The organism is Flavobacterium sp. ST-158, assembly GCF_058309975.1.
Genome location: NZ_JBZEEN010000001.1, coordinates 1,093,792 through 1,107,217 on the forward strand (window position 1 = coordinate 1,093,792; position 13,426 = coordinate 1,107,217).

Genomic DNA, 13,426 nt, shown 5'->3' on the forward strand with positions numbered 1-13,426 from the left:
TTAGTGAGCGTTACTGTTGATTTTTGTTGCTAAATATCTAAAAGTAGGTAATTGTAATTTGGTAAAAATATTAATCTAAATAAATTTTGTATGAAAAAAAAATACACATTTTTATTATTCAACTTATTAGTTTTAGCATTTAAAATTCATGCTCAGGCTCCAAATTTTCCTGTCAAAGGCAGTCTAAGTTCGATATTGAGTGGTACCAAGACTTATAATAATGGTTCAAATTTGGATGTGTTAACATTCCCGTTAACTACCCAAAATGAATTTACGTTAGAGTTAAAAGCGATAATAAATGCAGCGCAGGGTAGAGGATTGGATGTTGAATTTCAAAATTCTTTAGGACTTGGATCAAGGACTTCTTTAGATAAAACGAGTTTCAATAATTCGTCTTCATTGACAGCTTTTGAAAATTTAAGTATGTCAGTTGATAATAGTCAGGAACAAACGTATCGATATGCTGTAAAAGATGGAGCTGTAAGTATGTATCAGGATGGTTATTATTTAGCGACAAAGAGTTTAGTCTTTCTAAATAATAATGCTATGAATAATACTCTGGTATACGGAAGTGATAATTTTTTAGGTAAATGGGCAGGTACTGTTGGAAACAATTCGGGAAAACCAAATGATTATGGCTGGTCCAATACTTCAACGAGTATTCCTTGGAATACATCAAATTCAGGTAGTGGAGTACGATATTTAGATGTGACTTCGGGACATACTTTTGAATCTGATGGAACTGCCTATAACGGAAGAATTATGTATATCCGTTGGGATAACGGAGCTTATTCTTCGTCAACCTATAGTTATCCAATACAATTAGAATCGGGATTTCAATATGAGTTTTCCTGGATATATGAATATGTTTCAAATGCAGCTCCTGGAGCCAAAATGAATGTTGCAATAGCATCGTCTCCTGATGGTTCTGGTGTTATAGCTTCTAAGACTTTTGTTACCGGAAATGCTACTAAATTGCGAAAAGGAGATTTATCTTTTGTTTCTCAGGTACAAGGAACTTACTATTTAACTATTACTGGTGATGCTGCTCTTTTTGGAATTGGAGAATTAAAATTAAAATCATCCAATTTAATGAATACCTGGGATGGTTTTGAAAACGATAATTCAGCAACTCCTTCAACATATGGCTGGACAAATACTTATAATGCTCTGCCTTGGACAACTTTAAACGCAACTTCTGGTGTTCGTTATATGGATGTTACTTCAGGACATTCTTATGAATCTGATGGTTCCACTTTCAATGGACGTCTATTATATTTGGATTGGGACAATACAGCATATCAAAATTCTGTCTATGCCTTTCCAGCTACACTTAAAGCAAATGTAAATTATAATTTTTCCTGGATTTATGAATTATTAGCTGGAACTTCAGGTGCTACTATGACCGTAGGGGTTTCGGCTAATCAAGATGGAAGCTCTCCAATAGCAACTAAATCCTTTACAACGGGGGATATAAATAAACTAAGATTAGGTGAGTTTTTATTTAAACCTGACAGTGATGGAACGTATTACATTACTCTAACAGGAAATGCCGCATCATTTGCAATTGGAAGATTAGGAGTTAAAGAAGCTATAATGGCACAAATAGTTGTTGGGAAAAATTATGTTAACGGAGCAGTTGATATGATTGTTAATTCAATCACTTTTGATGATAAGGCTTATGCACCAGAAAAAATTGTTGCTCCCTCAACTACCATTTTAGAAATTTCAGATAATAAAAGTTTTGCTGCATTAGCAAAATCAAAAGTCGTTTTAAATGGATCAGGTTCTTTACGTTTAAAGAATGTTTATAGTCCATTAATTAATTCAACAATAGATTTAAATTCAACGGATGCTAGTATATATTTTGAAAATATAAAACCATCCGATGTTGTAAATACATATCTAAAATATATTACAGTAAAAGATGCTGCAGCAAGTAATGGTGTTAATGTAGATGTTTCCAGAAGTGGTTCAGGGACTATTGTTACTCCTTATTCAGCTGATTATATGCCATTAGAAGTTTTTACTGAAGAAAATTTTGGAGGAACTTCTAAGCAATATGCAACAGTTACTCCTCAATATGATTTAGGTTCATTTGATAATACCATTAAGTCTTTTAAATTAAAAAAAGGCTATATGGCTACCTTTGCTTCTAATGCAGATGGAACGGGGTATAGTAGGGTTTATGTGGCTGAAAATCAAGATTTAGAAGTTTCAGTTATGCCTCCTTATTTAAACGGAACGATTTCGTTTGTCAGAACCATGAAATGGCATGAGGTCTCAAAAAAAGGATTTGCCAGCGGCAGTAATGAATCACATGATGCATTAAATATTTCTTGGTTTTACAATTGGAATTCCGGACTCGATTCAACTCCTAATAAAGAATATGTTCCTATAAGACAAACGCAATTTTGGCCAGGATTTGAAGCCGCATATACAAAAGAAGGATATACACATTATTTAGGTTTTAATGAGCCAGACCGTCCAGACCAAGCCAATTTGGCTGTTCAACCTGCTATTGATACCTGGCCCGGTCTTTTAAAATCAGGGTTGCGATTAGGTTCTCCGGCTACGTCAGATCCGTTTAATCCTTGGATGGGAGATTTTATGGCTAAAGCTGAGACTAAGAATTACAGAATTGATTATGTAGCACTTCATTGTTATTGGTATAAATCGGCCTCGCAATGGCAAGCTGATTTGCTAAACATATACAATAGGTATCACAGGCCTATTTGGATTACTGAATGGAATATTGGAGCAAACTGGACCGGGAATAGTTTTCCAGATGGTCCAACCCTGCTTACCGATGCCAATGCAACGAAGCATAAAAATGACTTAGCAGCCGTTTTGAATGTTTTGGAAACATCTGATTATGTGGAACGTTATTCTATTTACAATTGGGTAGAGGACGCCAGAGCGATGTATGTAACCATAAATGATGCATTTAAATCAAGAAATCCTAATTGGGCTAATTATCAGTGGCTTAAAACAGCAACAATAATTTCAGGTTCTGTAGAAAGCGGTAGTTATGATGTTTTAACTCCTGCAGGTGACTATTATGCGAAAAATGCTTCTGCAAAAGCTTATAATCCGGCTAAAGAATATGTGCCTACCTGGACACCTATTGCAGAAACCTTGAGCTATGAATTAACATCAGATTATAAAAATATTACAATCAAGTGGCCTGGAGTTAATCAAGATTTAGTCAATAAATATATACTGGAAAGAAGATTAGATGGGGAGACCAATTTTTCTGTTTTTTATGAGTCATCACAATATTCAGTAATTAAAACAAATGATGTTGTTCACTCCAAAGCGGAATATAGAATTAAAGTAATAGGTAAGGATGATGTGGCTTCAGCGTACTCTCCAATAATTACTTTTATACAAGCTACAATTCCATCGACCCCAAATGATTTAAAGGCTGAAGCAATTTCTACAACTTTAATAAATTTATCTTGGTCGGCAGTAAATACAGCAGAAGCTTATAATTTAAAAAGAGCCACTACAATTGATGGTGTTTATGAAAATATTGCTGAAAATCTAACTGAAACCAGTTTTCAAGATGCTAACTTGACAAAGAATACGACTTATTATTATAAAATAGCCGCATTAAATTCAGGTGGCGAAAGCGATAATTCAGCTGCTGTAATGGCAAAAACTTTGGATTTAATTGTTCCTGAAAAAACGGCAAATCTTATGTTAGCTTCAGGAGATGCACAAGTGAAATTAAAATGGGATATGATGTATGATGCTCAGTTTTATGTTAAACGGGCTACTTCTCAATTAGGTCCATATACAACTATTGCTACATCAGATTCAAATAGTTATACTGATGCTACATCTGCTAATGGTACAACGTATTATTATAAGATTGTAGCTTTTAATGATGCTGGAGAAGGAGCAGAGTCTGATGCCTTGGTTGCAAAACCAAATACGGGTCAGCATAGTTATTATGATTTTAATGAAAGTGGACTTCAAAGCCCACTAGATCAATGGGGGTTTCATACGGCAACATTAAACGGAAATGCTTCTTTAAAAGCAGGAAAGTTTGGAAATGGCTTGTTTTTAGATGGTTCTGCTAATGCGTATCTTAATATTGAAGCCGGTAATGTTAAAGATTTAACCAATTTTACCATTAGTACTTGGTTTAAACTGGATGAGAGTAATAATTGGTCTCGTATTTTTGATTTTGGTACAGGAACGAATGCTTATATGTTTTTAACAAATAAAAACGGAGCTAATGGTATGGTGCGTTTTGCAATTAAAAATGGAGGTGATGAGCAGCAAATCAACACTTCAGTTGTTGCTCAAACGGCAGTTTGGACACATGTTGCAATAACGCTAAACGGTTCTGTAGGTATTCTTTATATCAATGGTGTAGAAGCTGGACGTAACAACACTATGACTTTAAATCCATCAATGCTTGGTTTAACTACGCAAAATTATATCGGGAAATCTCAATTTAGCGATCCTTATCTAAAAGGAATTGTCGATGATTTTAGAATTTATAATAAGGCTTTAGATGCAACTGAAATCACAGCATTATTCAATACAGTTCCAGCTGTTTTAGATGATGATAATGATGGTGTTCCTAATAGTTTGGATTTATGTCCAAATACACCAGTGGGTGAAATCGCTGACGCTAATGGATGTTCAAGTTCGCAAAAAGACTCAGATAAAGATGGAATTAAGGATAATGTAGATCAATGTCCCAATACTCCGTTAGGGCAAGGTGTAAACGAAAATGGTTGTTCAGGTAGTCAACTGGATGATGATAATGATGGTGTGCCTAATAGTCTGGATTTATGTCCAAATACAGCTAGTGGTGATTCAGTAAATGCTAATGGTTGTTTTGTACTTCCAACAGATAATTTTACAATCACTCAAATAGGAGAAACTTGTCCAGATAAAAATAATGGTCAGATAATAGTAAGTGCTAAAGCTTCACATACTTATGTTGCAACAATAAATAATGTCACTAAAAATTTTACTAATAATAGCTTGACTATTTCTGATTTAGCACCAGGTGTTTATCCAGTATGTATTACTATTCAAGGACGAACATTTGAACAATGTTATTCTATAGAAATTCCTGAGAGTACTGCTATAACTGGAAAAACAGTGTCTAATTCGGACAAAGTCTTAGTCGAAATTCAATCCGGAACAGCACCTTATCAAGTTGTGGTAAATGGTGTGGTACAATTTGAAACAAACAAGACAAATTTTGAAGTGAAAGTGGCTACAGGTGATTTACTGGAGGTAAAAACAGCCAAAGATTGCGAAGGAGTTTTTGCTAAGAAAATAACACTTTTTGATGTTGTTAGCGCTTTTCCAAATCCAACTACAGGACAATTTGAAATTGATTTACCTACCAATGATACTACCGTTACCATAGGGATTTATACGGTTGATGCTAAGTTGATTTCTATATCGAATTATCCTATCGAAAACGGCAAAGTTCGTTTGAATTTAGAGAATCAACCATCAGGAATTTATTTTGTAAAAATTCAATCCAATCCTGAGGAAACCATTCAAATTATAAAGAAATAAAGAGTAATATGATGAAAAAGATAAGTCTATTTATATTTAGTTTAGTTGTTTTTTCTTCTTGTAGTAGTGGTGGTGACGGAGGGTCAGATGATCCTTCAACACCTGTTAATAATACTGCTCCAACGACTCCAACTTTGAGTTATCCTACTAATAATTTAGTATGTATTAGTAATACAATCAATTTTGAATGGAATGCAGCAACAGATGCTCAAAATGATGCTATTACTTATCAGTTACAAGTGGCAACTGATAATGCTTTTACGCAGAATTTAAGTTCTTCCAATGCTACAACTTTAAGCAAACAACTTACTTTAAACAAGGGCAAGCTCTACTATTGGAGAGTTAAAGCTACAGATAGTAAAAATGCTTCCAGTAGCTATTCAACAATCTATAACTTTTATACCGAAGGTGAAGGTGTTGTAAATCATGTTCCATTTGCACCAGTTTTAGTTGCACCGGTATTAAATACTGTTCAAACAAATGCAAGTGTAAATTTAAGTTGGACTGCCGTAGATGCTGATGCAGCTGATGCTTTGGTGTATGATGTTTATTTTGGAACAACCAATCCGCCAACAGCTAAGGTAGCTACAGCAATTACCTCAAATTCCTTTTCTGTAAATACAACAACGGCTACTACTTATTATTGGAAAGTTGTGGTTAAAGATGGTAAAGGAGGGGCTACTGTTGGTCAGGTATGGAATTTTAAAACGAATTAGTTAAAAATAATAACATCTTTTTTGCTAATTAAAGGAGGAATTTTGATAGAAAATTTATTTAACATGAAGTCCATCACTTTTAAATTTTTGGTTTTAGTAGTTGCTTTAGTACTGCTATCTGGTTTTGTTTGTAAAAACCAAAAAATCCCTAAGTATAAGGGGTATAAATTAGTTTGGAGTGATGAATTTAATGTACATGGAGTTCCTGATACAAAAAATTGGAATTATGAAATTGGTTTTGTACGGAATCAAGAGGCACAATGGTATCAAAAAGAAAATGCCTATTGTCAAGATGGTTTTTTAATTATTGAAGCTAGAAATGAAAATAGAGTTAATCCTAGTTTTGTTTCTAAAAATCATCGTGATTGGGCAAAAAGAAGAGATTCAATAAAGGTTACTTCTTCTTGTTTAATCACCCAAGGAAAGCACTCTTGGCAATATGGACGATTTGAAATGCGTGCTAAAATTCCAATCAAAAAAGGAATGTGGCCAGCCTTTTGGACTTTGGGTGTGCAAGGAAATTGGCCAGCTAATGGAGAGATAGATATAATGGAGTATTATACTGGGAAAATTTTAGCAAATACTGCATGGAAATCAAAGAAATCTGATACCGCTTGGGATAGCCAAACAGTTATGCTAAACCATTTCAAAGATGAATTTTGGGCAGATAAATTTCATGTTTGGAGAATGGATTGGGATGCTCAGGCTATTAAATTATATGTAGATGATGAATTGCTTAATGAAACTGATTTAAAAGAAACAGTATATTCTGTCAATCAAAAGATTCTTCCATTTCAGCAACCGCATTACATCTTATTAAATCTGGCAGTGGGAGGGATGAATGGAGGTGATTTTACAAGTGATAATTTACCTTCAAAATACATGATTGATTACGTTAGAGTGTATCAAAAAAAGGAATAATTAAAATTACTGATAGGGTTCTCGGTAATGCTTCTGTTAATGAAATTTAGATTTTTTAATGAATAAATAAAATTATAAATATGAAAAAAAGTATTGATTTGTTTGTACTGATGTTACTCATAGTATTTTCTTGCTCTTCTGGAAGTTCCTCAGGCGATGACTCAGTTATAGAAGAAAATAATAATAATGTTGGAATATTGGCAACATTAAAAACAAACGAGGCTGAAGATATTGCTGCAAGACAAGCTGTTGTTTGGGGTATGCTTGAAGATAATGGAGGAAGTAGTGTTACAGAGCGTGGGGTATGTTATGGAACAACTACTAATCCTACTTATGAAGGAACCAAGAAAATTGCTAGTGTAACTAAAGGGTCTGGGGAGTTTAAAGTAGATTTAACGGATTTAGAAGGAGCTACGGTATATTATGCAAGAGCTTATGCGGTAAATAAAAAAGGGGTTGCTTATGGTAATCAAATTAATTTTAAGACTAAAGATTTAGCTTCTCCATTGTTGGTTTTAGGAGCTATAAAAGTAGCTGGAGCTCAAGATTTGTTTCTTGATGTTGAGTTGAAAGAACACGGAGATTTAACTATTCAAGAAATAGGATTAGTATATAATACAACGAAAGAACCTACTGTAGCTAATAATAAAATAGCTAGAGTTGATGTGGAATCTAAATTTAAACAAAGAATTACTAATCTAATTCCTGAGACTTTGTATTATGTCAGACCATATGCTGTAACTCCTAATGGTATTTTATATGGCGAAGAATTTGAAATTAAGACAATAAAAAAAGGAAATTTTACTTATTCTTTTAATGCAAATGGTGCAGATCAGGCAACAATAGATAGAATTAAAGCGGCATTTGATTTGGCTACAGCTTACTATAATAATTTTACGTCAATTGTAAAACATGTAACCGTAAATTATTCTCCAGGAACTCCAACCGCCGATGCTACTTTTGCTGGTTGGATTAATATGGGTTCAAATGCAGCTTATCAAAAAGCAGGAACGGCTATGCATGAAATGGCACATACGGTAGGTGTTGGTCAACATGCTAAATATTGGGAATTAATGGTTAATGGTAAATGGCAAGGTAAGCGCGCTAATGAAATTTTACAAATGATGACAAATGATCCACTCGCTTATGTAAAAGGAGATAATACACATTTTTGGCCCTATGGTATTAACGGTTCATGGGAAGATGACGGTTCTGATTCTCTTTATATCATGAATGCCTTAATAGTGCAAGGTATGAAAACAGATGGTATGCCTAGTAATTAAGGTTAATCTATAGCAAGATTCTTATATTTAATTCAAAGCATAAGTTCAGTCCTTTATTCAAAAAATAAGGTGCTGTGTTTATGCTTTCTCTATTTTATCTAGTGGCTATTTTTAAAAACTGGTAGGTAGTGGTATAGTTTATTGAGGTTTATTTCTATTTTTGCTTTCTCAACCAACATAAATAAAAATAAACCAATATTTGTATGTCAACATCTGAAAATAATTCTCAATTACAATCTGCCGTTGCAAGTTCTTATGTATTAACTAATAAAAAAGGGGCACAACTTACAGTAATTCCTTTTGGTGCGACTGTTACCTCATTAAAAATTCCAACTAAGAATGGAGAGTTGATTGACGTGGTCTTAGGGTTTGATACCGTAGAAGCTTATGAAAAATCATTTCAATTAGAAGGAAAACCTTATTTGGGAGCTACTGTGGGCCGTTATGCTGGTAGAATTAGTGAAGGAAAATTTGAATTAAACGGAAAATCGTATCAATTAGCCATTAATAATGGAATTAATTCTTTACACGGTGGAATTGACAATTTTAGTCAAAAAAACTGGAAAGTAGACGCAGTGAATGAAGGGGAAAATCCTTCGATTACCTTAAGTTATATAAGTGCTGCTAACGAAGAAAGTTATCCAGGCGAACTTTCGGTAAGTTTAACATATACTTTGACCGAAGAAAATGAATTGATTCTGGATTACAAAGCCACAACTACTGAAGATACCGTTATCAACTTAACACATCACAGCTATTTTAATTTGGACGGACATCAATCGGATGTAACTGGACAGGATTTGGTGGTACATGCACAAAAAGTGGTAGAAACCAGAGAAGATTGTATTCCTACAGGAACTATTCTGGAGGTGGCTAATACGGTTTTTGATTACCGAACAGCTAAAAAATGTCCTCAAAATATCGATAACACTTTTGTAGTGGAGAACAATGACGAAGTAAAAGCGACGCTGTTTAGTCCAAAAACTAATTTAAAAATGGACGTTTATACCGATCAGCCTGGAGTTCATATTTATGTGGGCGGAAATTGCGGTCCTGATTTAAAAGGGAAAGAAAATGCAAGTTATCATGCTTTAAGCGGAATTTGTTTTGAAACGCAAAATTTCCCTGACGCGCCTAATCATCCTAATTTCCCAAGTGCTATTTTGAAAAAAGGCGATGTTTACACGCAAAAAACTGCTTATAAATTCGAATCTCTGTAAAGAGTTTTTATCAAAATAAAAGTAACACTATACCAATTTTTAACTAATGAATGATATTTTAATTAACAAAACTGCGGCTTCTTTTAAAGAAATCTTTGGTAATGAGCCGGATAAAATAGTTCTTTCTCCAGGAAGGATTAATATTATTGGAGAACATATTGATTATAATGACGGTTATGTTTTGCCTGCGGCTATCGATAAGATTATTTGCTTTGCTTTTGCAAAAAACAATAGCAATACTTCCAGAGTAGTAGCTTTAGATCTTAACGATGAGTTTGAAATTGATGTTACGGCTGAGGTAAGTTTAGACAAAAACGAATGGACAAACTACATCAGAGGAATTATTAATCAGTTAAAAATAAACGGATTTAAATTTGAAGGTGTAAACTGTGTTTTCAGCAGTAATATTCCTGTTGGTTCTGGGTTATCTTCTTCGGCGGCTTTAGAATGTGGTTTCTTATTCGGGATGAACGATTTGTTTAATTTGAATATCAAACCAATCGATATTGCCTTGTTGGGCCAAAAATCAGAACATTGGGTAGGAATCAAATGCGGAATTATGGATCAGTTTTCCAGCGTTATGGGGCAGGAAGACAAAGTGATCAAGATTGATTGCCGCACATTAGAATATACCTATCATGATGCCAACTTTGCTGATTATTCGTTGATTTTGTTTGATTCGAATGTAAAACATTCGCTAATGACTTCGGCTTATAATGAAAGAAGACAACAATGTGAAGAAGGAATTGCTATTGTAAAAGCGAATTTCCCGGAAATAAAAAGTTTCAGAGATTGTACAGAGCAAACCATTATTGACTTGAAAGACAAAATGAGTCATGACGTTTTCAGACGTTCTCTTTTTGTGGTAAAAGAAATCAACCGCGTGATTCAGGCTTGTGAAGCTTTGGATAATGGAAATATTGAATTCTTAGGTGAATTGATGTTTGCAACGCACGACGGTTTATCTAAAGATTACGAAGTAAGCTGTGAAGAGTTGGATTTATTAGTGGATCTAGCTAAAGTAGAAGCTGCAGTTATTGGTTCCCGATTAATGGGAGGTGGTTTCGGAGGTTGTACAATCAACTTAGTTAAAAAAGGACACGAGCAGGAAATTAAAGATAAATTCTCAAAATTATATACCGAAGCTTTCGGAATCGAATTGAAAATTTATGACGTGAAAGTAAGTAACGGAACATCACTATACACTAAATAATGACTATGAGACAGTTTGATATCAATGAAGATCCGCATAGAAGATATAACCCTTTAATAAACGAATGGGTTTTAGTTTCACCACACAGAGCTAAAAGACCTTGGCAAGGACAAAAAGAAGCGGTGAATACTGTTGCGTTACCAGAATACGATCCAGAATGTTATTTGTGTGCTGGAAATGTTCGTATGAATGGCGAAAAAAACCCAGATTACAAAGGTAGTTTTGTTTTCGAAAATGACTTTGCTGCTTTAAAACAAGAACCAATTGCTTTTGAAGGAAATGAAGAAGGAAGTTTCTTTAAAGCGCAACCAGAAAGAGGAATTTCAAGAGTAGTGTGTTTTTCACCAAGACATGATTTGACTTTACCTGAAATGGAAGTAGATGGTATTGTAAATATTATTCAAACTTGGCAAAGAGAATATACTGATTTGGGTAACATTGATTACATCAATCACGTACAGATTTTTGAGAATAAAGGAAGCGTAATGGGATGTAGTAATCCGCACCCGCACGGACAAATCTGGGCACAGTCTTCATTGCCAACACAGGTTCAAAAAACACAAGATAGCTTGAAGGCTTATTTCGATAAAAACGGAACCAATCTTTTACAGGATTATTTGCAACAAGAATTATTGAAAAAAGAGCGTGTGGTTGTCGAAAATGATCATTTTGCTGCGATTGTTCCTTTCTGGGCAATCTGGCCTTTTGAAACGATGATTATCAGCAAACGTCATATTACTAAAATCACTGATTTTACTGCGGCTGAAGTAGCTTCTTTTGCTGTTATTTTGAAGCAATTAACTTCAAAATATGATAATCTTTTCGAAACATCATTTCCTTATTCATCCGGAATTCACCAAGCCCCAACAGACGGTGAAGCCCATCCGGAATGGCAATTTCACATGCATTTTTATCCGCCATTGTTGCGTTCGGCTTCAGTAAAAAAATTCATGGTAGGTTATGAAATGATGGGAGAATCTCAAAGAGATATTACTCCAGAGAAAAGTGCTGAAATGTTACGAAATTTATCTGAAGTACATTACAAACAAAAATAACTAAGATTTTGTTTTATTGTCACACTGAGCTTGTCGAAGTGTTTATTTTTAAACAAAGGTCTTCGACAGGCTCAGACTGACAAAAAACATTTTTAATAAAACTTAAAATTATGAAAATACTTGTTACGGGAGGTTTAGGTTTCATAGGTTCGCATACGGTAGTCGAATTGCAAAATGAAGGTTTTGAGGTAGTTGTTGTAGATAATTTATCCAATTCATCGGAAGATGTTTTAAAAGGAATTGAAGCTATAACAGGCAAAAAACCACTTTTTGAAAAATTGGATTTAAGAGAAAAAGCATCGGTTCAGGATTTCTTCAAAAGACATGCTGATGTAAATGGTGTGATTCATTTTGCGGCTTCCAAAGCAGTCGGAGAAAGCGTAGGAAATCCGTTGTTGTATTATGAAAACAACATCAGTGCCCTTGTGTATATATTGCAGGAATTGGAGAAAAAGGAAAATGCTAACTTTATTTTTAGTTCATCTTGTACGGTTTATGGTCAAGCCGAAACAATGCCTATTAATGAAAATTCTGCAGTACAACCAGCCATGTCACCTTATGGAAACACCAAACAAATAGGGGAAGAAATTATTACTGATGTCGCTAAAGTAAGTGGAATTAATGCTATTTTGTTGCGTTATTTTAACCCAATTGGAGCGCATCCTTCTACCGAAATTGGCGAATTGCCTTTAGGAGTTCCACAAAATTTAGTGCCATTCATTACACAAACCGGAATTGGATTGCGTAAAGAATTACTGGTTTATGGAAATGATTATCCAACTCCGGACGGGACTTGTATTCGTGATTACATTCATGTGGTGGATTTGGCTAAGGCGCACGTAGTGGCTCTACAGCGTTTATTGAATAAAAAGAATCAGGATAAAGTAGAGACTTTTAACCTTGGAACAGGGGTAGGAAGTTCTGTTTTAGAAGTAATCCAAGCTTTTGAAAAAGTAAGCGGTCAAAAATTAGCGTATCGTATTGTAGACAGAAGAGAAGGTGATGTTACCTTGGCTTATGCCGATACCACTAAAGCTAATGATGTATTGGGATGGAAAACCCAATCTACACTGGAAGAAGCGATGGAAAGTGCGTGGAAATGGGAACAAAAAATAAGAAGTTAGTCTTTTAAGGATAGCTGTTAAAACAATTAATAAATTTATAAATAATAATAAACTATGAGCTCAAGTCTCGAATTTGCAGATTATGCAGTCTTTATAATCTATTTTCTAATTGTATCTATTTATGGATATATTGTTTATCGCAAGCGCGAAAAAAACGAACACGATGCTAAGGCGTATTTCTTAGCGGAAGGAACCTTAACATGGTGGGCTATTGGAGCATCACTTATTGCTTCTAATATTTCAGCTGAGCAGTTTATTGGGATGAGTGGAGAAGGTTTCTTCTTAGGAATTGCTGTTGCCGCTTACGAGTGGATTGCTGCGATTGCTTTAATTATCAT

9 protein-coding genes are annotated in these 13,426 nt (G+C 34.4%); all 9 read left to right on the plus strand.

Annotation, left to right across the window (positions count from 1 at the left end):
* Window positions 1-90 precede the first annotated feature (90 nt).
* A complete protein-coding gene (locus tag AC4FRF_RS04520; protein WP_491158271.1) occupies window positions 91-5,556 on the plus strand; it encodes a LamG-like jellyroll fold domain-containing protein in 5,466 nt (1,821 codons plus the stop codon).
* 8 nt (window positions 5,557-5,564) lie between these two features.
* Window positions 5,565-6,272, plus strand: coding sequence for a glycoside hydrolase family 78 protein (locus AC4FRF_RS04525; protein WP_491158272.1), 708 nt, complete (start codon window positions 5,565-5,567; stop codon window positions 6,270-6,272).
* 63 nt (window positions 6,273-6,335) lie between these two features.
* Entirely contained in the window at window positions 6,336-7,193 is an 858-nt protein-coding gene (locus tag AC4FRF_RS04530; protein WP_491158273.1) for a glycoside hydrolase family 16 protein, read from the plus strand.
* Window positions 7,194-7,273: 80 nt separating this feature from the next.
* The gene (locus AC4FRF_RS04535; RefSeq protein ID WP_491158274.1) at window positions 7,274-8,476 is read left to right on the plus strand and encodes a hypothetical protein; all 1,203 of its coding nucleotides are present in this window, start codon (window positions 7,274-7,276) and stop codon (window positions 8,474-8,476) included.
* A 203-nt stretch (window positions 8,477-8,679) separates the two neighbouring features.
* On the plus strand, window positions 8,680-9,696 hold the full coding sequence (locus AC4FRF_RS04540; protein WP_491158275.1) for an aldose epimerase family protein: 1,017 nt from the start codon (window positions 8,680-8,682) through the stop codon (window positions 9,694-9,696).
* Between the two features lie 46 nt (window positions 9,697-9,742).
* Window positions 9,743-10,909 carry a galactokinase gene (gene galK / locus AC4FRF_RS04545; protein WP_491158276.1) on the plus strand — a complete coding sequence of 389 codons (1,167 nt, stop codon included), beginning with the start codon at window positions 9,743-9,745 and terminating at the stop codon, window positions 10,907-10,909.
* Between the two features lie 5 nt (window positions 10,910-10,914).
* Window positions 10,915-11,964 carry a UDP-glucose--hexose-1-phosphate uridylyltransferase gene (locus AC4FRF_RS04550; RefSeq protein ID WP_491158277.1) on the plus strand — a complete coding sequence of 350 codons (1,050 nt, stop codon included), beginning with the start codon at window positions 10,915-10,917 and terminating at the stop codon, window positions 11,962-11,964.
* A 110-nt stretch (window positions 11,965-12,074) separates the two neighbouring features.
* On the plus strand, window positions 12,075-13,088 hold the full coding sequence (gene galE / locus AC4FRF_RS04555) for a UDP-glucose 4-epimerase GalE (RefSeq protein ID WP_491158278.1): 1,014 nt from the start codon (window positions 12,075-12,077) through the stop codon (window positions 13,086-13,088).
* A gap of 54 nt (window positions 13,089-13,142) precedes the next feature.
* On the plus strand, window positions 13,143-13,426 hold a 284-nt coding region (locus AC4FRF_RS04560; protein ID WP_491158279.1), incomplete at its 3' end, for a sodium:solute symporter family transporter.